The sequence below is a fragment of the Microbacterium istanbulense genome (assembly GCF_037204145.1).
Classification (GTDB): Bacteria; Actinomycetota; Actinomycetes; order Actinomycetales; family Microbacteriaceae; genus Microbacterium; species Microbacterium istanbulense.
The window spans coordinates 33,460-55,781 of sequence record NZ_JBBDGN010000006.1 but is presented as its reverse complement, the minus strand read 5'-3'; the positions used below and the strand labels follow the sequence as shown (position 1 = coordinate 55,781).

Below are 22,322 nucleotides of genomic sequence, written 5' to 3'. Positions count from 1 at the left end.
TCTAATCGGCGGTCTGCAGGGACCGGTCGACGAGCGCGACCACGTTCTCGGCGCCGGTGCGGATGCCAGTGCGCGCGGCCGCATCGGCCATCGACCGCACCCGCTCGGGGTCGGTCAGCAAGGGCACGATCTGGGTGCGCACGGCGTCGCCGTCGAAGCTCGCGTCGTCGAGGAGGATCGCGGCTCCGGCGGTAACCGCCGAGGACGCGTTCAGTCGCTGTTCGCCGTTGCCCACGGCGTAGGGCACGTAGACCGCAGGGATGCCGAGGGCGCTGATCTCGCTCACCGTGGCGGCACCCGAGCGCGAGACGATGAGGTCGGCGAGGGCGAAGGCCAGATCCATCCGGTCGATGTAGCGGCGCAGGGTGTACCCGGATGCCTGCGGGTCGGGCAAGTCGCTCCGCTCCCCTGTGGCGTGCAGGAGCTGCCAGTCGGCGCCGAGCACGTCGGGCCAGGCAGCGCCGAATGCCTCGTTCAGCCGCTGCGCGCCCAGCGAACCGCCGAACACCAGCAGCACCGGGCGGTCGGCATCCAGACCGAAGGCATCGGCCGCCTCGGCCCGCATCGCCGCGCGATCAAGGGCGACGATCTCCCGGCGCAGCGGCATCCCGACCACCTCGGAGCCGCGCAGCGGGGTGCCGTCGAACGCGACTCCGACCGCCGCGGCGCCGCGTGCGCCGAGCACGTTCGCGAGGCCGGGCTTCGCGTTGGCCTCGTGCACGACGAACGGTATGCCTTCACGTCGGGCACCGATGTACGCCGGAGCAGAGGCGTACCCGCCAAAACCCACCACGACGTCGACGCCACGGCTGCGGATGTGCTGACGCACCTGAGAGATCGCGCGCGCGAAACGGCGGGGAAAAGCCAGTGCGGCGCGGTTGGGCCGGCGCGGGAAAGGCACCTTGTCGACGATCAGCAGTTCGTATCCACGCTCCGGCACGAGCCGGGCTTCCAGCCCCTCACGGGTGCCGAGCACCAGCACGGAGTCGCCTTCGCGTTCGGCGAGCAGATCGGCCACCGCGAGCAGCGGATTGACATGGCCGGCGGTGCCTCCGCCGGCGAGAAGGTACGTGGTCACCTGGCGACCTTATCCGTTCGTTCTGCGGGGAGCGTGCGCGCGAAGGCCAGCAGCACGCCACAAGCCAGCAGCACCGACAGCAGCGCCGTGCCTCCCTGCGACATGAACGGCAGCGGCACACCCATCACCGGGAAGACGCGCAGCACGACGCCGATGTTGATCAGCGCCTGTCCGATGATCCACACCACGATGCCACCGGTGGCGACACGGATGAACGGGTCGTCCGTCTTGCGGATGATGTGGAACGCGCCGACCGCGAACGCCCCGAACAGAGCGAGCACGAGCAGGCAGCCGATCAGGCCGAGTTCCTCGCCCACGATCGCGAAGATGTAGTCGTTCGCGGCAGCGGGCAACCAGCCGTACTTCTCCTGCGAATTGCCGAGCCCGAGGCCGAAGACGCCGCCGTTGGCCATGCCCCAGATGCCGTGCGTGGACTGATAGCACTCCCTGAAGTAGTCGCAGTCATCCGGGTTGAAGGCGGCGAGGATGCGCTTCATCCGGTTCTCGCTGGAGAGCGCATAAGCCAGGACGCCGGCGATGCCGAGGGCCAGCGGCAGGATGAACAGGCGCAGCTTCACTCCGGAGAAGAACAAGCACCCGAGCACGACGAGCACGAGCACCATCGCGGTACCGAGGTCGCCACCGGCGATGACCGTCCCGATCGCGAGTGCCGCCACGGGGACCACCGGGATGAACACGTGATGCCAGATCCCCAGTCGCGCCTGCTTTCGCAGCAGGATGGCAGCCACCCACAGCGCGAGGGCGAGCTTGAGGAACTCAGAGGGCTGCACGGTGAAGCCGGCGATGCCGATCCAGTTTCGGTTTCCGTATGACTCGATGCCGAGCCCAGGCACGAAGACGAGCAGCTGGAAAGCGATCGCGCCGATGAGAAGGGGCCAGGCCACCTTCTTCAGCCAGGCGACCTTGACACGGCTGACGACGAACATCAGGGGGATGCCGACCACCGCGAAGATGCCCTGCTTCAGTGCTCCCTCGAACGGGGCGTTCGGGTTTGCGCTGGTCGCGGAGAGCACCATGACCAGCCCGAAAATCGTCAGCGCGAGCGAGGTCGACGCGATCAGCAGGAACTCGGTGGAGACCGGCGTGAAGAGCCGTCCCAGCGAGACCTTGGCTGTCAGTCCGCGCCCCTCGGTGCGGTCAGAGCGCGGTGGGTGAGCTGTCTGCGTCATCCGCGCTCCCCCGCTCGATCCAGTTCCGCACCGCTTCGGCGAAGCGGAGCCCGCGATCCGTGTAACCAGTGAACTGATCGAAGGATGCCGCTGCGGGGGCCAGCAGAACCGTGCCCTCGTCACCGGCTGCTCCTGCCGCCAGTTCGACGACACGGGCCATGACATCTCCAGTGTCACCGGCATCTGCCTCGTACACGGGCACGAACGGCGCGTGTCGGCTGAATGCGGTCACGACGGGCTCTCGATCCACTCCGAGGATGACGGCGGCGCGCAGCCGCGGTCCCGCCTCGGCGATGAGCTCCCCGAGGTCGACGCCCTTGAGATCACCTCCGACGATCCAGACCGCACCCGGGAACGCACGCAACGATGATGCCGCCGCGTGCGGGTTCGTGGCCTTGGAGTCGTCGATCCAGCGCACTCCGCCGTGCTCGGCGATCAGCTGGATGCGATGCGGGTCGAGGTGGAAGCCGTCGAGAGCGACGCGGATCGCTTCCGGCTCCACTCCGGCCGAGCGGGCGAACGCCGAGGCGGCGAGGATGTTCTGCACGATGTGCCCGGCGGACAGTCCGACCCGGCGGAGCTCATCGATTGTCGTGATCGCCAGCGCGGTGTTGCGCCGGTCGTCGAGGAACGCGCGGTCGATCAGCAGCCCGTCAACCACACCGAAGTCGCTCGGGCCGGGGGTGTCGAGGGCGAACCCGATCGCGCGGGCGCCCTCCATCACCTCGGCCTCTTCGACCATGTGCATGGTGGCCTCATCGGCCTTGTTGTAGACGCACGCGACCTTGGTGTTGCGATACACGACCGCCTTGGCGTCGCGGTAGGCCTGGGCGCTGCCATGCCACACGAGGTGGTCGTCGGCGAGATTCAGACAGACCGACGCATACGGCACCGGTTCACCGGCGCCGCGGCTCTGTCCGAGGTACCAGAGCTGATGGCTGGAGAGCTCGACGACGAGCACGTCAAACCCCTGCGGGTCTCGGATGGCATCCAGCACCGGCACCCCGATGTTGCCGCAGGGTGCCGCGCGCAGGCCACCCGCAACGAGCATGGTCGCGGTGAGCTGCGTGGTGGTGGTCTTGCCGTTGGTGCCGGTGATCAGCATCCACTCCGCCGGCGATCCATCGGCGCGGGTGACCTTGTCGCGTACGCGCCAGCCGAGCTCGATGTCGCCCCAGAGGGCGATGTCGCTCTCCTGCGTCCACCGGATGATCGGATGCTGCGGCGCGAAGCCGGGCGAGGCGATGACGACCTCGGGCTCGAAGGCGCGCAGCGCCTCCGGCACATCGGCGAGCGAGCCCAGCTCGAGGCGCGCCCCGATGACCGGGATGAGACCGGCGTACTCCTCGTCAGCCTTCTCTGAGAACACCACGACATCCGAGCCGAGCTCGGCCAGGGTGTCGGCCACCGAGAATCCAGTCATGCCCAGGCCGAGCACAGCGACCCGCAGGCCCGTCCAATCGGCATGCCAGCTGATCAACGAGTCCAGGCGCGCAGACGTCATGAGTGAGTGAGCCAATCGACGTAGAAGAGACCGACAGCAGACACGGCCAACAGGCCTGCGATGATCCACAGGCGCACCACGATCGTCACCTCTGGCCATCCGCGCATCTCGAGGTGATGGTGGAACGGACTCATCAGGAACAGGCGCTTGCCGCGAGTGACCTTGAAGTACAACCGCTGCAGGATGACCGAGCCGGACGAGATGATGAAGACGCCAGCGATGACCAGCAGCAGCAGCTCGGTGCGCGTGAGGATCGCCATCGCCGTGACGACGCCACCGATCGCCATCGAGCCGGTGTCACCCATGAACACCTTCGCCTTGGGCGCATTCCACCACAGGAATCCGACCAATCCACCCGCGAACGCAGCCGCCACCGTGGCGAGGTTCAAGGGTTCTCGCACGTCGTAGCATCCGGCGAGCTCTGTGCCGTACGCGATGCATGACTGCTTGAACTGCCAGAACGCGATGAGCCCATAGGCACCGACGACGAACACGCCGGAGCCCGCTGCCAAGCCGTCGAGGCCGTCGGTGAGGTTGACGCTGTTGGAGGTCGCGACGCCGATCACCGAGATCCAGATGAGGTAGAGGATCCACCCCAGGATGGGCCCTGCGATGAGGAAGAAGTTCAACCACGGGATGTCGCGGAACAGCGACACCGATCCGCTCGCGGGGGTTTGTCCGTAACGGTTCGGGAAGCTCAGCGCGACGATGCCGAAGGGGATGAGCACGAGCAGCTGACCGATGATCTTGCGCCAGCCGGAGAGCCCGAGGCTGCGCTGGCTGCGCACCTTCATGTAGTCGTCGATGAAGCCCACGACGCCGAAGCCGACCATGAGCCACAGCACCAGGATCGCCGACAGGGCCGGGGTGCTGCCACCGAAGAGGACACCGGCGAAATAGCCGACGATCGTGCCGACGATGAAGATGACACCGCCCATCGTGGGCGTGCCCCGCTTGGCGCTGTGGCTGGGGTTGGCGATGTCTTCCGGGGTGCGGATGACCTGCCCCCAGCCGAGCCTCCGGAAGATCTTCAGGAAGACGGGGGTCAGGAAGAGCGAGAAGGCGAGCGATATCGCCGTCGCCATAAGCAGGGACCTCACGAGAACAATTCTCCCAGACGATCGCCGAGATGCCGGAGCCCGACGGAGTTCGACGATTTCACGAGCACTCGATCTCCCGTGCGCAGCTCGGTCTGCAGATACTCGAAGGCGGCATCCTGATCGGGCATATGCACGGCCTCGCCGTCCCAGGACCCCTCACCGATGGCAGAGAGGAAGAGTCGTCGGGCCTCAGGCCCCACGACGACGATGCGTTGAATGTTCAGGCGCACGGCGAGCAGACCGATCCGGTCGTGTTCCTCGCCTGCGGCCTCGCCCAGCTCGCTCATCGCGCCGAGCACCGCGACGGTGCGCTCCCCCGGGCCGGTGATCTGAGCCAGCGTCCGCAGCGCAGCAGCCATCGAGTCGGGGCTCGCGTTGTACGCGTCGTTGATGATGCGCACGCTCTCGTTGCCCATCGGCTGCATCCGCCAGCGTTCCGCGACCTCGACGGTCTCGAGTCGGGCGATGGCGTCGGATGCGGCGACACCGAGCACGCCGGCCGCGGCGATCGCGGCCAGCGCGTTGGAGATGTGGTGGGCACCGAGCACCTGCAGCTGCAGGGGAAGGTCCGCGCCGCTCACGTGCACGATCGCGCTGGTGCCGGATGCTGTCACGTCGAGGTCACTCGCACGTACCTCGGCGGCCGGGTTCTGCCCGAAGCCGACGGTGGCGAGGCCTCGCGCGTCGGCGACGGTCCGCATCGCCGCAACGCGCGGGTCATCGATGTTAAGCACAGCCGTGCCTCCGGGGCGCGCCGACTCGACCAACTCTGCCTTCGCCCGCGCGGTCTGCTCGATGCCGCCGAAGCCGCCCGCGTGCGCGAGACCGACCATGAGCACGACGGCCACGTCCGGTTCCACGAGGCCGGCGAGGCGGGCGATGCTGCCGACGCCGGCTGCACCGAACTCGCTGACGAGGTACCGGGTGCTCGAAGTGACCCGCAGCATCGTGAGCGGAGCGCCCACCTCGTTGTTGTACGACTTGATCGGCGCGACGGTTTCGCCCTCGTCCTGCAGGATGCGGGCGAGGAAGTTCTTCGTCGTGGTCTTCCCGTTCGAGCCGGTGATCCCCACGATGCGCAGCTCACCCTCCGCACGCACGCGGGCGACGACCGCGCGGGCGAGATCCGCGAGCGCGGCGACGGCGTCGGCGACGACGATCTGCGAGACCTCGACGTCGACGGGGTGCTCGACGATCGCCAGCACGGCGCCGGCGTCGACGGCGTTGCCGACGAAGCGGTGACCGTCGGTGACCTCGCCGGGTTTGGCGACGAAGATGGCCCCGGGTTCCATCACCCGCGAGTCGGTGTCGACGACGCCATCGACGACGGTCTCGGGGGTGTCATCGGCGGCGAGGCGCAGCTCACCGTCGAGGACGGCGGCGATCTCAGCGAGCGTCAGGGCGATCATGGCATCTCCAGGCGCGGCGGGAGCCGGCTCAGTTCGTCTTGGGAAGCAGTTCTTCCATGGGCTGCGACGACGGCGGCACGCGGTAGGTCTTCAGCACCTGCGTCATGGCCTTCTGAAAGGCGTCGGCGTTCGCGGCCGAAGACCTCAGCTTAGTCGGCTCGTCGAGCGTGACCACCACGACGTACTGCGGATCCTCGATCGGGGCGACGCCGACGATGCTGGTGAAGTACACCCCCTGCTTATAGCCGCCGTTGCCGTTCGACTTCTGCGCGCTACCGGTCTTGAGGCCGATGCGGTACCCAGGAACCTCAGTGCGCTTAGCCAGAGAACCCTGCACAGCGACGTTCTCCAGCATCCGCTGCACATCGTCGGCGGTCTCCTCCGAGACGATCTGCTCCGTGGCCGGATCAGCCGACGCAGTGACCGTGCCGTCGGCGGCGGTGCACGACTCCACGACCGACAGGTCGACCTTCTTGCCGTCGTTCGCGATCGCCTGGTAGGCACCGGCCAGCTGCGCGGTGGTGATCGTGAAGGCCTGTCCGAAGGTCGTCGTGTAGAGCGTCTGGTTGTCCCAGGTCGCGGGGTCGCGCACCCCGCCGGTCTCCTCGTTGTAGAAGTCGACTCCCGTGGCCTTGCCGACCCCGAATTTCTTCAGGTATTCGTAGCGCACCTGAGGCGTGACCATCGTTCCGAACTTCGACAGCGACACGTTCGACGAGTCGATGAGTGCTCCGGCGAGCGTGTAGTTGACCGTAGGGTGCCGGACGGGGTCGTTGATGACCGCTCCGTTGGGGAAGACCTGGCGCGCGGGGGCGTTCACGGTCGTCAGCGGCGACGCGGCGCCCTGATCGATCACCGTGGCGGCGGTGATGGCCTTGAACGTCGAGCCCGGCTCGTACGAGTTCGAGAAGATCTGCGACTTCCAGTACGTGGGGTCGACGGAGTTGATGTCGTTGGGGTCGAGGGCGGGATACTCGGCGGCAGCCCGGATCTTGCCGGTCGCCACCTCGACGACGGTCACCGAACCGGCCTGGGCGCCCTGCTTCTTTGCCTCCTCGGCGATCATCTGCTGCAGGTACCAGTTCAGGTCACTGTTGATGGTGAGGGTGACCGTACCGCCGTCGACAGCGGGCGTGACCCGCTCGCTGCCCGGGATGATCACGCCGCCCTTGCCGCTCAGGTAGGTGCGCTCGCCGTCGGTGGGTGCCAGGCATTCGGCCTCGGTGCGCTCGATGCCGTACTGGCCGTTGCCCTCACCGTCGAGGAATCCGATCATGTTCCCGGCGACCGCCCCATTCGGGTACACCCGCACCGAGCGCGGCATCATCGCCAGGTACGGCAGGCCGAGGTCCTTGAGGTCAAGGTATTTCTGGGTGGTCAGGCCCTTCTTCAGCTGCACATAGCGAGAGTGCGGGTCGGCTTCCAGCTTGTCGGAGACGAGGGCGCGCACGTCGGAGGCCTTCATGCCGATGATCTCAGCGATCTTCTTGCTCGCCTTCTCCCACGGCACGTCTGGTTCGTCGTCGGGGTCGTCCTCGATCTGCTGGATGAGGAGAGGGTCCAGTTGTGCGTCGTAGACGAGCACGCTCGAGGCGAGCACCGTGCCGTTCTCGTCGACGATGTCGCCGTCGGCGCCGGCGATGCGCTGCGTGCTGCCGAGGTTGCCGACACTCAACGAATCGGCGACGTGCTCGTCGGCACGGACGACCTGGATGTCGATCAGGCGCAGCAGGAACGCCGACAGCACGATGAGGATCACCATGAGGGCGGCGACCGTGCGGCGGCGGGGCCCGCGCGTGGCTCGTGTCGTCATGCGGGGTTTCTCCGTCCTGGCGAGGTCAGCGGGTCGTGGGAGTCGGGAGACCGTCGGTGACGGCGGGCGGGAGCGCGGGTGATGTCGCACCCTCTTGCGCCGTGGAGTCCGCCACTTCTGCCGGACCGGTGCCGGTGTCTTCGGCGGCTGTCTCTTCCGCGACTGGAACAGGCTCGGGTACGAGGAGCGCGTTGCCGACCACGTTCGACCCATTGGGGTTGACCGTGGAGGTCCAGTCGCTCACCTCACCGGCGCCGAGGACCTTGCCGTCGCTGAGCCGCAGGTACGACGCCGATCCCGCGACGACGAGCCCGAGGGCGTCGGCGCGGCTGGCCAGCGACTGGGGCGAGCTCAGGCCGGCGAGTTCGTCCTGCAGCGCCTGCTTCTCGAGCGTGAGGGCGCGCTGCTGAGCGTTGAGGTCGGCGACGACGAACGAGTCCTGGGTCGCTGCGAGCGAGAGCCCCATCTGTGCCGCGCCGATGGCCACGGCGCCCGCCAGTGCGAGCACCGCGCCCGCGAGCTTGGGGCGGCGCCGGGCGACCGGCTGCTCAACCGGCCGCAGGCGTCGCTGTGGCGCTCGCTCGGGTACGCGGCGCGGAGGTACAGACGGCGATACCCGCGCACTCTGCAGGCTCATCGCGCGTCTCGCAGCTTCTCGGCGGCGCGCAGGCGCACGGGGATGGCGCGGGGGTTGCTCGCACGCTCAGCCTCGGATGCCAGCTCAGCACCCTTGGTGAGCACCGTGAACCGCGGCGCGTGCTCGGGCAGTTCGACGGGCAGACCTGCGGGCGCAGTCGAGGCGGATGCTGCGGCGAAGGCCTGCTTCACAAGCCGGTCTTCCAGCGACTGGTAGGACATCACGGCGATGCGTCCGCCCACGACCAGCGCATCCATTGCGGCGGGGATGGCATCGGCGAGCACGCTGAGCTCTGAGTTGACCTCGATGCGCAGCGCCTGGAAGACGCGTTTGGCCGGGTGCCCGGCGCGCTGGGCCGCGGCGGGGGTGGCGGCGATCAGCAGGTCCACCAGCTCGCCCGACCGCGTCAGCGGCTTCGATGCGCGGGCCTCGACGATGAAGCGGGCATATCGGCCGGCCAGCTTCTCCTCGCCATAGCGTTCGAAGATGCGACGCAGCTGGCCTTCGCTGTACTCGGCCAGCACCTGCGCGGCGGTGGTGCCGCGGGTCTGGTCCATCCGCATGTCCAGCGGTGCGTCCTTGGAGTACGCGAAACCGCGATCCGCCTCATCGAGCTGCAGCGACGAGACCCCGAGATCGAACAGCACCGCCGAGGCGCCCTGAGCGTGCAGGCCGATCTCGTCATACACCGTGTGGACGAGGGTCACTCGATCGCCGAACGGAGCGAGACGCTCCCCCGCGATGCGCAGGGCGTCCGTGTCACGGTCGAGGCCGACCAGACGGATGCCGGGAAAGCGCTCGAGGAAGGCCTCGGAGTGTCCGCCCATGCCCAGCGTGGCGTCCACGAGGATCGCGCCGTCGCGTTCGAGCGCGGGGGCGAGCAGCTCGATACTGCGTTCCAGGAGGACGGGGGTGTGGATGTCGCGGAGGTTCATGATCTCTTTCCGGTGACCTGCGACTCTGATTCCTCTCCGCTCGACCCGGCACCGGGGAAGTGTGTCGGGGCAGAGCGGCGAGGCATCACAGCCGCGGTCAGAACAGGCCGGGAATCACCTCCTGCTCCAGGTCGGCGTAGCTTTCTTCGTTGCTTTCGAGGTAGGTGTTCCATGCGGTGGCATCCCAGATCTCGGCGTGTGCGCCGACTCCGGTGACCACCAGTTCCTTCTCCAGCCCGGCGTACTGACGCAGGTGGGCGGGGAGCGTGATGCGGTTCTGGCTGTCCGGCATCTCGGCGCTGGCACCGGAGAGGAACAGCCGCAGGAAGTCGCGCGCCTGTTTGTTGCTCAGCGGAGCCTGGCGGATGCGGTCGTGCATCGCCTCGAACTCAGCCGTGCTGAACACGTACAGGCAGCGTTCCTGTCCTCGGGTGACGACGATGCCGCCGGCGAGATCCTCACGAAACTTCGCCGGGAGGATGACCCGACCTTTGTCGTCGAGCTTCGGCGTGTGAGTACCCAGCAACATCGGCCATCACCCCCTCTTCGTTCCGGCCAACCCGAGGTGCGCCCCACTTTACTCCACAACCCTCCACTTTCCTACGACAAATGCGAGATATTCCCAGCGAACCGTCCCGCTTGCCCAACGCAGAGCCCCGAGATTCCGCGGAATCTCGGGGATGGTGAGCAGGTGGAGGAAGAGGGAGGGAAAGTGGAGGGAAATCACCCGGAACGCAACGAAGCCCGGATGCTCAGCATCCGGGCTTCGGGTCGAGGGGCAATCAGCGGTCTTCTTGGCGCCGATCCCATCGCGTGTTCATGCGGTCCATGAAGGACGAGTCATCGGTCCGGGGCCGGCGCGGCTCGCGCGACTTCGGCGTCGTGCCGGGAGCGCGGCGCACCGGGGTGAAGGCGAACATGACGCCGGCGAGCATCGCAAGGAAGGCGACGACGCCGATGATGATACTGCCCACCGCGCCGATGGTGTCACCGAGCGCGACGGCGGCCACCAGTCCACCGATGCCGATCAACAGCAGCACCGTGCCGTAGATGAGATTGCGGTAGCTCAGAGCGCGATCTCCCGAGGGCGCACTGACCACGTCCGCGTCGTTCGCAAGAAGATGGCGTTCCATCTCGTCGAGCAGTCGCTGCTCCTGTTCGGAAAGAGGCATTCCGTCCCCCTCGGTGAGTTCCTTCCAGTCTACGCTCCCGGGGGCGCGCGGGCTAGCCGAAGGCTGAGGGAGAACCTGCATCTAGGCTGGGAATCGTGCCCAGCTCTTCGGTCGTCGACACCGTGACCACACGCCTGAACGCCTTCCTCGCGAGCATGCGATCGGAAGGCGATGCGTACGGCCCAGATGCCGCCGTGTTCATCGACGCGGCGGCATCCACGCTGCAAGGCGGCAAGCGCCTGCGCGCCCGGTTCTGCCACGACGGATGGGCCGCCATCGCCCACCACCGCTCGCCCGACGCCCTCGAGTCCCCCGCCCTGTGGGGACTGTGCGCAGCTCTGGAGATCTTCCAGTCGGCGGCGCTCGTGCACGACGATCTCATCGACAACTCCGATACCCGACGCGGGCGCCCTGCCTCGCATCGGGCCCTCGAGGCGACCCATCGCGACGCGGGATGGAGCGGAGATGCCGAGGCCTTCGGTCGGGCATCCGCCGTGCTGCTGGGCGATCTGCTCGTGGCGTGGAGCGATGACCTGCTGGAGGAAGCGCTGATCGGCGAGACACACGCCGACGACGTGCGACGTGAGTATGCCCGCATGCGTCGCGACGTCACCGTCGGACAGATGCTCGACATCGCCGAAGAGTCCGCGTGGAGCGTGAACCCGCCCGAGCAGCAGCTGGAGCGAGCGCTGCGAGTCGCCTCACTGAAGTCCGCGCGCTACAGCATCGAGCAGCCGCTCGTGCTCGGAGCGTCGCTTGCCGGGGCGGATGGCGCTCAGCTCGACGCGCTGCGCGCCTTCGGTCATCCGGTCGGCATGGCCTTCCAACTGCGCGATGATCTGCTCGGCGTGTTCGGCGACGCCGCCGTCACCGGAAAGCCGGCAGGGGACGACCTCCGCGAGGGCAAGCGCACCGCGCTCATCGCGATCGCGCGGGAGCGCCTCGACGCCCGGGGGCAGCAGATGTTGGATGCCGCGCTCGGCGACGTGGCGTTGGATGCGCAGCGCATCGCAGAGCTGCAGCAGCTCATCGCCGACACCGGCGCTCCGGAGCAGATCGAGGAGATGATCACCGGCTATGCCGCCGCGGCAGATGGCGCTCTCGACGGGGCACCGCTGGATGCCGGGGCGATGGTCGATCTGCGTGCACTGGCGACCGCGGCGACCTCGCGCTCGGCCTGATCAGGCCAGAGCGCGAGCGACGCGACGCACCTCGCTCTTGTGACCGGCGAGCAGAGCCGCGATGGGCGCGCGACCCAAGGTCTCCTCGTCGGTGAGCAGCCAGTCGATGACCTCGTCATCGGCGAAGCCGGCATCCTGCAGCGCGATGATCGTGCCGCGCAGGGACCCGAGCGGGGCATCGTCGACGAGGAAGACGGCCGGCACCGTGACCGGTCCGTTGCGGCGCGAGCCGATGAGGTAGTGCTCATCGAGCAGACGGCGCACACGCCCCGGCGTCTCGCCGATGGCCTCGGCCACCTCGGGGATCGTCAACCAGTCGGTGTTCTGCAGGGGGGCGTCGTTCTCGGGCACGTGCCCACTATCTCACCTTCCCCCTCGCATCGCACTTTCGCCTCATTCGTCACATACACCACATGTGTCACTTCAGTTGACATCTCTATACATGCGTGTCAGCGTGTCTTGACGGAACTGAGGGGAACTCACCCATGCTTCGAACCCAGAACGCCCGTGCACGCTCGGCCCGCTGGGCGGTCCCAGCCGCCGTGATGGGCACACTTGCGGCAACGTTCACGGCGGCGCCCGCATCAGCCGAAGAGACGGCCGCGCGCATTCCCCCACCCGCGCCTGCCCATCAGCTCCCGCCTGCGCCCGCGGCAGCCACCGTGACGCCGGCTGCGAAGACGGCACCCACGACGTACACCGTCCGTCCGGGCGACACGGTCTCGTCGATCGCCGCGAGGCACGGGCTGCGCACCGTCGATGTGCTGAGCTGGAACGGCCTCACCTGGCGTTCCGTGATCTACCCGGGCCAGAAGCTGCGCCTGACCGCGAAAGCCAGCACATCCGCCCCGGCCGCCCCCGCGTCCGCCAAGCCGTCCACCGCAGCCACTGTGCACACCGTCGTGCGCGGCGACACCGTGTACGCCATCGCGAAGAAGTACCGCACCTCGGTGTCGCAGATCCTCGCGGCCAACCGCCTCGGCGCCTCGGCGATCATCTACCCCGGCCAGAAGCTGAAGGTCGCCGCGACCGGCGCATCCGCCCCGGCTTCGTCCGGCACGTCCAGCGCTCCGACGACGTCGGCACCGAGCACATCGGCCTCCACGGCGAAGACCCACAAGGTCGTCGCCGGTGACACCCTGTACGGCATCGCCAAGAAGTACGGCACCTCGGTCGCCGTGCTGCTCAGCGCCAACGATCTCAGCCAGGGCGCCATCATCTATCCAGGGCAGACGCTGCGCACGACACCGCCGCCGAATGCCCAGCGCTTCGCGAAGCTGGATGCCACGCAGCGGTCGTACGCAGCGATGATCATCTCGATCGGTCGCGAGATCGGTGCCTCGGATCGCGCGATCGCGATCGCGCTGGCCACCGCGATGGTGGAGTCGTCGATGCGCAACCTCGACCACGGCGACCGCGACTCGCTGGGCCTGTTCCAGCAGCGTCCGAGCCAGGGCTGGGGCACCCGATCCCAGATCCTCGACGCCCGCCGCAGCATCCTCGTCTTCTACGGCGGCCGCACCGATCCCAACGGTTCGAAGACCCGCGGACTGCTCGACGTCTCGGGGTGGCAGAACAAGGGCTTCAGCGCTGCCGCGCAGGCCGTGCAGATCTCGGCGTATCCGCACCGCTACGGCCAGTGGGAACAGCAGGCGCACCAGTGGCTCCGAGAACTCGGCTGACACGCCCATCGTCACCCGATCGAAACCTGGCAGACGCGAGCCGCTGCCCGGGCTCACCGCCGCGCTTGCCTAGACTTTCCCTGTGACGACCAATCAGCAAGCCGACCCCCTCATCGGGCGGCTTGTCGACGGCAGATACCGCGTCAGGGCGCGGATCGCGCGTGGTGGCATGGCCACCGTCTATGTCGCCACAGACATGCGTCTTGAGCGTCGGATCGCGCTCAAAGTGATGCACGCGCACCTCAGCGACGACTCGGCGTTTCAGAGCCGGTTCATCCAGGAGGCGCGCGCTGCGGCGCGTCTGGCAGACCCACACGTGGTCAACGTGTTCGATCAGGGCCAGGACGGCGAGCTCGCCTATCTAGTGATGGAGTATCTGCCCGGCATCACGTTGCGCGAGCTGCTGCGTGAGCAGAGGCGGCTGACCGTCACCCAGACGGTGACGATCATGGATGCCATCCTTTCTGGCCTTGCAGCCGCTCACCGCGCCGGCATCGTGCACCGTGACGTCAAGCCCGAGAACGTGCTGCTGGCCGAAGACGGCCGCATCAAGATCGGCGACTTCGGCCTGGCCAGGGCGACGACAGCGAACACCGCCACCGGTGCCCAGCTGCTGGGCACAATCGCCTACCTGGCCCCCGAGCTCGTCACCCGCGGCACCGCGGATGCGCGCAGTGACATCTACGCGCTCGGCATCATGCTCTACGAAATGCTCGTCGGCGAGCAGCCGTACAAGGGCGAGCAGCCCATGCAGATCGCCTTCCAGCACGCCACCGAGTCGGTGCCGCGTCCGAGCGTGCGCAATCCCGGCGTTCCAGATCAGCTCGATGAGCTCGTGCTGTGGGCGACCGAGAAGTCGCCCGATGAACGCCCGGACGATGCGCAGGCCATGTTGGATCGCCTGCGCGAGATCGAGCGGGAGCTCGGCGTCACCCCGGTGCCCACCACGACGGCCCCCGCGCAGGGCACCTCGTATGACAGCGGCGCGGTGACGAAGATCCTTCCCGGTGGGACGGCGGTGACGCCTGCCCTCACCGGCCCCAGCGCGATCGTCGAACCAGCGGCGGACAACGCCACCCTGCTGCGCCGCCGCACCTCGCATCGTCGTGCGCGTGGCGCCCTGCTGCTCTCGCTCGTGCTGCTGCTGGCAGTGATCGCCGGTGGCGTCGGATGGTGGTTCGGCTCCGGCCCCGGATCGCTGGTTCCCGTCCCTGCCGTCGCAGGCGACAGTTATGACCAGGCGGCCGCCGCACTGACAAAGGCCGGCTTCACTCCTGAGCGCGTCGAGGCGAGCTCGGTTGACGTGGACGCCGGACTCGTCATCAGCACGGACCCGGAGGCCGGGCAGCGGATCGAACCCGAGTCGACCGTCGAGGTGACCGTGTCGACCGGGCCTGCCGAGCACGAGCTCCCCGAGCTCACCGGCAAGCCGGAGCAGGAGGTTCGCGATCTGCTGACCGCGGCCGGAGTGACCGTCGAGGACGGCTCCGAGAAGTACTTCGACCCGAACCTCGACTCTGGCCTCGTCCTCAACGTGCGCATAACGCCTCGCGATGGTGGCGACGCCTTCGGCTGTGGCAACGGCTGCACGCTGCACGAAGCAGACGCCGCCCTCGTCCAGATCTCGGTCGGCGCGGTGCCGAACGTGACGGGCAAGAGCATCGCGGGTGCGACGGATGCACTCACCGACGCCGGGCTCGAGGTCAACGCCGACCGTATTTCACAGCACCACGACTCGATCGCCGAGGGCCAGGTCATCGGCATCGCCGCCCGCGAGGGCGAGGGCCTGTGGAAGACCGGTGAGACCGTCACGCTCATCGTCTCCCTCGGACCTCAGCTGTTCGAGGTGCCGAATGTCGAGGGCAAGACGCGGGACGAGGCTGCCGCGATCCTGCGGGATGCCGGTTTCGAGCCGACGTGGAACGGACTGTGGGGCGCGTTCCCGAATGAGTTCACCGAAGTGACGGGCACCGATCCCGAGGCGGGCGCGATGCGTCGCAAGGGCAGCGAGGTCGGCATCCAGATCCGCAGCAACCCGTTCTGACCCTGCAACGTCGACGCCCCCTCTGATCTGTGCGGCGTGGCGCAGCGATCAGAGGGGGCGTGGTGTCGTGAAGCTCAGCGCTTCTCGAGCTCCTCGGCCACGAGGAAGGCGAGCTCGAGGCTCTGCATGTGGTTCAGGCGCGGGTCGCACAGGCTCTCGTAGCGGGTCGCGAGGGTCGCCTCGTCAATCTGCTCAGACCCACCCAGGCATTCGGTGACGTCGTCGCCGGTGAGCTCGACATGGATGCCTCCGGGGAACGTACCGGCTGCGCGGTGCGCCTCGAAGAAGCCGCGCACCTCGTCCACGACGTCGTCGAACCGACGCGTCTTGTAGCCGGTCGAAGTGGTGATGCCGTTGCCGTGCATCGGGTCGGTGACCCAGAGCGGGGTCGCGCCGGAGTCGCGCACGGCCTCGAGCAGGGGTGGCAGGGCGTCGCGGATCTTGCCGGCGCCCATGCGCGTGATGAACGTGAGGCGTCCGGGCTCGCGCTCCGGGTCGAGCTTGTCAATGAGCGCCAGAGCGGTCTCGGGCGTGGTTGTCGGCCCGAGCTTGACACCGATGGGGTTGCGGATCTTCGAGAAGTAGTCGACATGCGCGCCATCGAGGTCACGCGTGCGCTCCCCGATCCAGAGGAAGTGCGCGGAGGTGTTGTAGGGGTTATCGGTGCGCGAGTCGATGCGAGTCATCGGGCGCTCGTAGTCCATGAGCAGGCCCTCGTGCCCGGTGTAGAACTCCACACGCTTGAGCTCGTCGAAGTCGGCGCCGGCGGCCTCCATGAACTTGATGGCCCGGTCGATCTCGGCCGCCATGCGCTCGTAGCGCTGGTTGGCAGGGTTCTGCGCGAACCCCTTGTTCCAGGAGTGCACCTCGCGCAAGTCGGCGAAACCACCCTGCGTGAACGCTCGGATGAGGTTCAGCGTCGAGGAGGCGGTGTGGTAGCCCTGCAGCAGACGCGCGGGGTCGGCCTGGCGGGACTGCTCGGTGAAGTCGTAACCGTTGACGATGTCGCCGCGGTACGCGGGCAGGGTCACGTCACCGCGGGTCTCGGTATCGCTGGAGCGCGGCTTAGCGAACTGACCGGCCATGCGACCCATCTTCACCACGGGCATCGAGGCCCCGTAGGTGAGCACCACGGCCATCTGCAGCACGGTCTTGATGCGGTTGCGGATCTGGTCGGCGGTGGCGCCGGCGAACGTCTCAGCGCAGTCCCCGCCCTGAAGCAGGAAGGCCTCACCGGATGCCGCTCGGGCCAGGCGCTCGCGCAGAGCGTCGACCTCACCGGCGAACACCAGGGGCGGAAGCGCGGCGATCTGCTGAGAGACCTCGGCGACCCGCTCGGCGTCGCCCCACTGAGGCTGCTGTTTGATCGGGAGCGAACGCCATGCGTCGAGGACTGAGGGAAGCATGCCCCAATCCTAGTGGCGGCTCAGCGGCCCGAGATTCGTTGTGTCAGCGGCGGCGACCGCGGCGACGCGAGCCCGGCGCCGGCATCCGATCCTTCACACTCGACGCGTATACGTCGTCGTAGTACTGCGCGCCGAGGCGCTGCAGCGCGATCATGATCTCGTCGGTGACCGAGCGGAGGATGTAGCGGTCGTTCTCCATCCCGGCGAAGCGGGAGAAGTCGAGCGGTTCGCCGATCACGACACCCACGCGCATGACGTTGGGAATGCGCTGCCCGATCGGCATGGCGGTGTCGGTGTCGACCATCACCACCGGAACGACGGGCACCTTGGCCTCAAGCGCCATCCGTGCGATTCCGGTGCGGCCGCGGTAGAGCTTGCCATCGGGGCTGCGAGTGCCTTCCGGATAGATACCGAGCAGATCACCACGTCCGAGCACCTGCAGGCCGGTGTTCAACGAGGCCTCGGATGCCTTGCCACCGGAGCGGTCGATGGGCAGCTGACCGGTGCCGCTCATGAACATCCGCGTCGCCCAGCCCTTGATCCCCTTGCCGGTGAAGTAGTCGCTCTTGGCCAGGAACGACATCCGCCGATCGATCATCAACGGCAGAAAGATCGAGTCGGCGAAGGACAGATGGTTGCTGGCCATGATGGCGCCACCGGTCGCGGGCACGTTGTCACGCCCGACCACCCAGGGTCGGAAGATCGCCTTGACAAGCGGCCCGATCAGGACGTTCTTCATCAGCCAGTAGATCATGGTGTCGAAAGTCTAGCGCCGGGATGCTGGCGCGACTCAGTTTCATACTTCCTGCGACTGGATTTCATGGCTTAGACTCGACGGATACCCGCCTGTCCGGTGCCGAAGGAGCTGCCGTGGTCACATTCGAAGTCCCTGCGATCGTCCCCGCCGATCCCGAGGCGAACATTTCCGACCTTCTCCGGGAGCGGGTGCGCACGACGCCCAACCTGGCGCTGTTCTCTGTGCCGGACGGCGCAGGCTGGCGGAACATCTCGGCCACAGACTTCGAGACGGCGGTGATCGCCCTGGCCAAGGGCTTCGTCGCCGCCGGCGTCGAACCGGGAGACAAGGTCGGCTTCATCGCCCGCACCACCTATGAGTGGACGCTCGTCGATTTCGCCCTCTTCTATGCCGGCGCTGTAATGGTGCCGATCTACGAGACCAGCTCCCCCGCCCAGATCCAGTGGATCATGGAGGACTCCGGTGCGGCCTGGCTGATGGTCGAGTCGCCCGAGCACTTCGCCCGTGTCGATGAGGTCCGCGGCGACCTGCCCCTGCTGCGCGATGTCTGGCAGCTGCACCTCGGTGCGATCGACACGCTCACCGCGCAGGGCGCGGATGTGGAAGATGCCGAGATCGAGCGTCGTCGCAACATCGCGAACGGCGCCGACATCGCCACCCTCATCTACACCTCCGGCTCGACCGGTCGCCCGAAGGGTTGCGTGCTCACGCACAGCAACTTCGTCGAGCTCACACGCAATGCCGCCAGGGCACTGCACGACGTCGTGACTGTTCCGGATGCGTCGACGGTGCTGTTCATCACCACCGCGCACGTGTTCGCCCGCTTCATCTCGATCCTGGACATCCACGCTGGTGTCCGCACGGGGCACCAGCCCGACACCAAGCAGCTCCTGCAGGCCCTGGGCTCCTTCAAGCCCACCTTCCTGCTGGCCGTGCCGCGCGTCTTCGAGAAGGTCTACAACTCGGCCGAGCAGAAGGCCGAGGCCGGCGGCAAGGGCAAGATCTTCCGCGCAGCGGCGGCCACCGCGATCGAGCACTCGAAGCTCCTCGAAGAGGGCAAGAAGATCCCCTTCGGCATGAAGCTGCGCTTCGCGTTGTTCGACAAGCTCGTCTACAGCAAGCTGCGCGAGGCCATGGGCGGCAACGTCGCCTACGCAGTCTCCGGTTCCGCTCCCCTCGGCCCGCGCCTCGGTCACTTCTTCCACAGCCTGGGCGTCGTCATCCTCGAAGGCTACGGTCTCACCGAGACGACCGCGCCGGCCACCGTGAACCAGTCGGACCGCGCGAAGATCGGCACGGTCGGCCCCGCCCTGCCGGGCGTCGGGGTGCGTCTCGCCGACGACGGTGAGATCGAGGTGCGCGGCATCAACGTGTTCAAGGAGTACTGGAACAACCCCGAGGCCACCGCCGCGGCGTTCCACGACGGCTGGTTCCGCACCGGCGACATCGGCAGCTTCGACTCCGAGGGCTTCCTCACGATCACGGGTCGCAAGAAGGAGATCATCGTCACGGCGGGCGGCAAGAACGTCGCGCCGGCGGCGTTGGAGGACCCGATCCGTTCGAACCCGATCGTGGGTCAGGTGGTCGTCGTCGGCGACCAGAAGCCGTTCATCTCGGCCCTGGTGACCCTCGACCCCGAGATGTTGCCGACGTGGCTGTCGAACAACGGGCTGCCCGCAGACCTGTCGCTGGCGGATGCGGCGGAGAACGAGGCCGTCCGTGCCGAGGTTCAGGTCGCCATCGACCGCGCCAACGCGGGTGTCTCGCGCGCCGAGTCGATCCGCAAGTTCACCATCCTGCCCGGCGAGTGGACGGAGGCCTCCGGCCACCTGACGCCGAAGATGTCGATCAAGCGCAATGTCATCCTGAGTGACTTCGCCGACGACATCGCCGCGATCTACGACGAGCCGGTCCAGACCACGAACGTCTCGCTCGGCTGAGGTTCAGCAAGAACGCCCCGCACATCGTGCGGGGCGTTCTTGCGTGCAGCCCTGGGCCCGTCGAAGGTCCCTGAGCCTTGTCGAAAGGCCTGGGTCCCTGAGCTTGTCGAAGGGCCCTGAGCCTGTCGAAGGGCCTGGGTCCCTGAGCCCTGTCGAAGGGCCCTGAGCCTGTCGAAGGGTCAGAACCAGGAGCTCTCGCGCACCTGGCGCATCGCGAGCTTGCGGGCCTCGCCTTCCAGCCGGCCGAGGTAGACCATGCCGTCGAGGTGGTCGGTCTCGTGCTGCAGCGCCTGCGCGAGCAACCCCTCCCCCTCGAGCACGACGGGTTCGCCGTCGAGGTCGATGCCCTCTACGCGGGCCCACGGGTACCGAGGGGTGTCGTGCCACAGACCAGGCACCGAGAGACATCCCTCGCCGGTCGGCACGAGCTCGCCCCGCACTTCGGTGAGCACCGGGTTGATCACGTAGCCGATGTCGCCGTCGATGTTGTAGCTGAAGGCGCGCACCGCGACGCCGATCTGATTGGCGGCGACGCCGGCACGGCCGGGCACCTCGACGGTGTCGACCAGGTCGGCCACGAGGGCCCGCACGCCGTCGTCGATGACCTCGACAGGAGTCGACACCGTGCGCAGCACGGGGTCGCCGTACAGACGGATCTCGCGAACGGCCATCAGGCGGCCCGAGTCCGCAGGCCCTGGATCAGACGCGCAGCGAGTTCCCGCGCCGCCTGTCGGGTCTCGGGGCGCAGGCTGGCGAAGTCGATCGCGCCGCCTCCCGCGACCTGCGGGTCATAGGGCACACGCACGACGTGCTTGGCGCGCGTCGAGAAGTGCGCCTCGAGCTCGTTCAGGCGCACCATGGGAGCGCCCGGCGTGGACTGGTTGAGCACCACGATCGCTTCGCGAGCCAAACCGGCACGCCCGTTCGTCTCGAGCCAGGTGAGCGTCTCCGACGCCAGCCGCGCCTCGTCCACCGACAGACCGGAGACGATGACGATCTGGTCAGCGAGGTCGAGCGTGGCATCCATGACGGAGTGCACGATGCCGGTTCCCGAATCGGTCAACACCAGCGAGTAGTACTGTGCCGCCACGGTTGCCACGTCGCGGTAGTCAGAGTCACCGAAAGCCTCGGAGACCCGCGGGTCCGTGTCGGAGGCCAGCACATCAAGGCGTGTCTCGTCACGCACGACGAGCGCCGAGATGTCGTGATACCCGCGGATCTCGTGCTGCTGACGCACCAGGTCACGCACCGACTTGCCGTGCGATCCGACGACCCGTTCGGCAAGGGTGCCGCGGTCAGGGTTGGCGTCGACCGCGATGACACGATCGTCACGGGCGTCGGCGAGGGCCATGCCGAGCAGCGCGGTCACCGTCGTCTTGCCGACGCCGCCCTTGCGCGAGAGCACGGGCACGAAACGCGCCGATCCGGCCAGAGGGGCAGCGATCCGGGCGGTGAGCGCCTTGCGCTCACGCGCCCGCCGGCTGTCGCCGATGTTGAGTCGGTGCCCGGACAGCGTGTACAGCAGGTGGCTCCAGGCTCCTTCCGGCTCCGGCTTGGCGACCCGGTGCGGGTCCAGCAGGCGGTCGGCCGTGAGCAGGTCCGCACTTTCGCGCGCGGATTCGCCGAGATCGTCGAGACGCTTGGATGCCAGCGTCACCTCAGACGCCGGGCGGGCGGCGGGCAATGCGTCGGCGGTGTCCACAGAAGTGTTCTCCTCAGTGCGGGCGTCACGGGTCGGCGCCTGCGGGATGGATGCCGACGCGGCCGGGATCGGTGCGAGCGCAGGCTCGGCGTCCGTGCCTGTGACATCGTGTGGTTCCCGTGACAGGGCTTCCCCTGCAGGCTCAGGTTCGAGCTCAGGTTCGGGCTCTGGTTCGGGTTCGGGCTCCGGTTCAGCCTCCGGCTCAGGCTCAGGCTCCGGCTCCGGCTCCGGCTCCGGCTCAGGCTCAGGCTCCGGCTCCGGCTCCGGCTCCGGCTCCGGCTCGACGGTCTCGACTGTTGCGGTCTCGATGACCTCGGGATCGATGACCTCCGGCTCGAGCAGTTCGTCTTCAACGACGTCGTCCTCGATGACCTCGACCTCGACCGTCTCCGGCTCGAGCGGCTCCGGATCAAGCGGCTCCGGCTCGGCCATATCCGCGTCATCCGCGACGGGCTCGTCTGCGCCAGACGCGACAGCGGGCAGATCGATGATGAAGCTCCCGCCCGACTCGGCGATCTGGGCGACGCTGTCCTGCTCGACCCGCTCTGACGTGTCGACACCCGAGATGTCCAACAACGAAGCGTCGATCTCGTCGTCGACGACGCCGTCATCGGCCAGATCGTCGTATTCCTCGGTCGGCAGATTCACGGCGACGTGCGCGGTTCCCCCAAGGATCCCTAGGGAGGACGTGTCGAGCGACGCGGTGTCGTCGAGCACACCGAACGTATCGTCGTCGTCCGCGTCAGCGGTGTTCTTCGGCGTCACGGTGTCC

At 67.7% G+C, this 22,322-nt stretch carries 19 protein-coding genes; 4 read left to right on the top strand and 15 right to left on the bottom strand.

Annotation, left to right across the window (positions count from 1 at the left end; all coding sequences use genetic code 11):
- Position 1: 1 nt before the first annotated feature.
- The 10 genes from WDU93_RS07700 to WDU93_RS07655 form a co-directional block, all read right to left on the bottom strand.
- Complete coding sequence (locus WDU93_RS07700) at positions 2-1,078, bottom strand: UDP-N-acetylglucosamine--N-acetylmuramyl-(pentapeptide) pyrophosphoryl-undecaprenol N-acetylglucosamine transferase (RefSeq protein WP_337319235.1); 1,077 nt, start codon at positions 1,076-1,078, stop codon at positions 2-4.
- Positions 1,075-2,268 (bottom strand): putative lipid II flippase FtsW, encoded by a 1,194-nt coding sequence (gene ftsW / locus WDU93_RS07695; RefSeq protein ID WP_337319233.1) that lies wholly within the window; start codon positions 2,266-2,268, stop codon positions 1,075-1,077. The genes WDU93_RS07700 and ftsW overlap by 4 nt, the downstream gene beginning before the upstream one ends.
- Positions 2,237-3,772: a UDP-N-acetylmuramoyl-L-alanine--D-glutamate ligase gene (murD, locus tag WDU93_RS07690; protein ID WP_337319231.1), complete on the bottom strand. Its 1,536-nt coding sequence runs from the start codon at positions 3,770-3,772 to the stop codon at positions 2,237-2,239. The genes ftsW and murD overlap by 32 nt, the downstream gene beginning before the upstream one ends.
- Entirely contained in the window at positions 3,769-4,872 is a 1,104-nt protein-coding gene (mraY, locus tag WDU93_RS07685) for a phospho-N-acetylmuramoyl-pentapeptide-transferase (protein WP_337319229.1), read from the bottom strand. The genes murD and mraY overlap by 4 nt, the downstream gene beginning before the upstream one ends.
- Positions 4,869-6,281 (bottom strand): UDP-N-acetylmuramoyl-tripeptide--D-alanyl-D-alanine ligase, encoded by a 1,413-nt coding sequence (locus WDU93_RS07680; RefSeq protein ID WP_337319227.1) that lies wholly within the window; start codon positions 6,279-6,281, stop codon positions 4,869-4,871. The genes mraY and WDU93_RS07680 overlap by 4 nt, the downstream gene beginning before the upstream one ends.
- Before the next feature lie 28 nt (positions 6,282-6,309).
- Positions 6,310-8,094 carry a peptidoglycan D,D-transpeptidase FtsI family protein gene (locus tag WDU93_RS07675; protein ID WP_337319225.1) on the bottom strand — a complete coding sequence of 595 codons (1,785 nt, stop codon included), beginning with the start codon at positions 8,092-8,094 and terminating at the stop codon, positions 6,310-6,312.
- A 25-nt stretch (positions 8,095-8,119) separates the two neighbouring features.
- Entirely contained in the window at positions 8,120-8,731 is a 612-nt protein-coding gene (gene ftsL, locus WDU93_RS07670; protein WP_337319223.1) for a cell division protein FtsL, read from the bottom strand.
- On the bottom strand, positions 8,728-9,666 hold the full coding sequence (gene rsmH, locus WDU93_RS07665; RefSeq protein ID WP_337319221.1) for a 16S rRNA (cytosine(1402)-N(4))-methyltransferase RsmH: 939 nt from the start codon (positions 9,664-9,666) through the stop codon (positions 8,728-8,730). Before rsmH ends, ftsL begins: the two co-directional genes overlap by 4 nt.
- A 97-nt stretch (positions 9,667-9,763) precedes the next feature.
- Positions 9,764-10,195, bottom strand: coding sequence for a division/cell wall cluster transcriptional repressor MraZ (gene mraZ / locus WDU93_RS07660; protein ID WP_337319219.1), 432 nt, complete (start codon positions 10,193-10,195; stop codon positions 9,764-9,766).
- A gap of 253 nt (positions 10,196-10,448) precedes the next feature.
- Complete coding sequence (locus tag WDU93_RS07655) at positions 10,449-10,838, bottom strand: DUF3040 domain-containing protein (protein WP_337319217.1); 390 nt, start codon at positions 10,836-10,838, stop codon at positions 10,449-10,451.
- Positions 10,839-10,930: 92 nt separating this feature from the next.
- Here WDU93_RS07655 and WDU93_RS07650 point away from each other — a divergent pair, with 92 nt between their 5' ends.
- Positions 10,931-12,019: a polyprenyl synthetase family protein gene (locus WDU93_RS07650; RefSeq protein ID WP_420064051.1), complete on the top strand. Its 1,089-nt coding sequence runs from the start codon at positions 10,931-10,933 to the stop codon at positions 12,017-12,019.
- On the opposite strand, the gene WDU93_RS07645 is transcribed toward WDU93_RS07650, so the two are convergent.
- On the bottom strand, positions 12,020-12,370 hold the full coding sequence (locus WDU93_RS07645) for an Rv2175c family DNA-binding protein (RefSeq protein WP_337319213.1): 351 nt from the start codon (positions 12,368-12,370) through the stop codon (positions 12,020-12,022).
- 134 nt (positions 12,371-12,504) lie between these two features.
- On the opposite strand from WDU93_RS07645, the gene WDU93_RS07640 reads away from it, so the two are divergent.
- Both WDU93_RS07640 and pknB read left to right on the top strand, forming a co-directional pair.
- Positions 12,505-13,701 carry a LysM peptidoglycan-binding domain-containing protein gene (locus tag WDU93_RS07640; protein ID WP_337319211.1) on the top strand — a complete coding sequence of 399 codons (1,197 nt, stop codon included), beginning with the start codon at positions 12,505-12,507 and terminating at the stop codon, positions 13,699-13,701.
- A gap of 82 nt (positions 13,702-13,783) precedes the next feature.
- A complete protein-coding gene (gene pknB / locus WDU93_RS07635; RefSeq protein WP_337319209.1) occupies positions 13,784-15,745 on the top strand; it encodes a Stk1 family PASTA domain-containing Ser/Thr kinase in 1,962 nt (653 codons plus the stop codon).
- 74 nt (positions 15,746-15,819) lie between these two features.
- Here pknB and WDU93_RS07630 read toward each other — a convergent pair whose 3' ends face one another.
- On the bottom strand, positions 15,820-17,151 hold the full coding sequence (locus tag WDU93_RS07630; protein ID WP_337319207.1) for a class II 3-deoxy-7-phosphoheptulonate synthase: 1,332 nt from the start codon (positions 17,149-17,151) through the stop codon (positions 15,820-15,822).
- 43 nt (positions 17,152-17,194) lie between these two features.
- Positions 17,195-17,905, bottom strand: a complete 711-nt coding sequence (locus tag WDU93_RS07625) for a lysophospholipid acyltransferase family protein (protein ID WP_337319205.1) — start codon at positions 17,903-17,905, stop codon at positions 17,195-17,197.
- Between the two features lie 116 nt (positions 17,906-18,021).
- On the opposite strand from WDU93_RS07625, the gene WDU93_RS07620 reads away from it, so the two are divergent.
- Positions 18,022-19,848 carry an AMP-dependent synthetase/ligase gene (locus tag WDU93_RS07620; RefSeq protein ID WP_337319203.1) on the top strand — a complete coding sequence of 609 codons (1,827 nt, stop codon included), beginning with the start codon at positions 18,022-18,024 and terminating at the stop codon, positions 19,846-19,848.
- Positions 19,849-20,027: 179 nt separating this feature from the next.
- Here WDU93_RS07620 and WDU93_RS07615 read toward each other — a convergent pair whose 3' ends face one another.
- Both WDU93_RS07615 and WDU93_RS07610 read right to left on the bottom strand, forming a co-directional pair.
- Positions 20,028-20,519, bottom strand: coding sequence for a peptide deformylase (locus WDU93_RS07615; RefSeq protein ID WP_337319201.1), 492 nt, complete (start codon positions 20,517-20,519; stop codon positions 20,028-20,030).
- A complete protein-coding gene (locus tag WDU93_RS07610; RefSeq protein WP_337319199.1) occupies positions 20,519-22,315 on the bottom strand; it encodes a MinD/ParA family ATP-binding protein in 1,797 nt (598 codons plus the stop codon). Before WDU93_RS07610 ends, WDU93_RS07615 begins: the two co-directional genes overlap by 1 nt.
- Between the last annotated feature and the right edge of the window lie 7 nt (positions 22,316-22,322).